A 948-nucleotide genomic window follows, 5' to 3' on the forward strand; every position below is an offset into this window, starting at 1 on the left:
CCGTGAAGTATGTCGACCCGACGGGGATGGAGACCCATATATTCTCTTTGACAGTTACACCATTGCATCGGCATCTATTCATTGCTGTACAAGATTCCGATGGAGAAATTACAACCAGAGGGTTGTATCCTGAAAGTCGGGGTCAGGCAGTTAAGGATATTGCGACTGGAGATACTCAAGGTTCAGAAGTTAGAACCAATGATCCCGTTGAACTCGAAGTGGCTACGAAGTTTTTTAATGGTGAAAAACTGCCAGCTGGCGCAAAGAGTGAAGGAAGTATCAGCCCTCCATCCGGCATGCCTGAATATGCGCTCGACAGTGCTGTGCTTGAGAGTGCAGACAGTTATCCTGTAGATGAAAACCCGTATCATGCTACTCGAGGCCCGAATAGTAACACCTTTGTTGACGATGTTATTGAAGGTGTGGGAGGAGTGATGCCAGATGTTGATAAGGCAACTCAGCAAAATTGGGGAGAGACTAGCATTCAGGAAAATGATTAGAGGGTGGCAGCAAATGAATAAGATATTCAGAGTTCTTTATACTTTGAATATCGGAATTATAATTCTTGGCTTGTTGATTGGGGTGATTAGCAGTTGGATCGTTTATCAATGGGAGTTTCTATTTTATATACTCCACGTTATATTTATATATGTGCTGGGGGTGAGCTTTTCTCCGAGTTTTTTAATCTTGAATATTATCGGATATGTGAAAACAAAATCACCTATTTTCCTCGGGATGGGTATTTTTAGTCTATTATGGCTATCATATTCTGTGTTCTCACGGATTGTGTTTCATGGGCCAATTATATAAAAAAAGAGGAAGCTCTTACCTCACCCAATGCACAAACAATGCTTAACCCGCTGGCCATCAATTAGTCGGCACAAAATTCCTCGCGGGCTTAAGGCACGGCCAGTGCGGCGGCCCTTCTTTCGAGCTGGAATCTTCTAA

At 43.1% G+C, this 948-nt stretch carries 1 protein-coding gene; it reads left to right on the forward strand.

The features are described 5' to 3' along the window. The coding region (locus S1OALGB6SA_RS07880) for a DUF3750 domain-containing protein (protein ID WP_230204502.1) at positions 1-500 on the forward strand (500 nt) is incomplete at its 5' end. Positions 501-948: the final 448 nt, after the last annotated feature.

Source organism: Olavius algarvensis spirochete endosymbiont, from assembly GCA_900608495.1.
Classification (GTDB): domain Bacteria; phylum Spirochaetota; class Spirochaetia; order DSM-2461; family DSM-2461; genus UBA2779.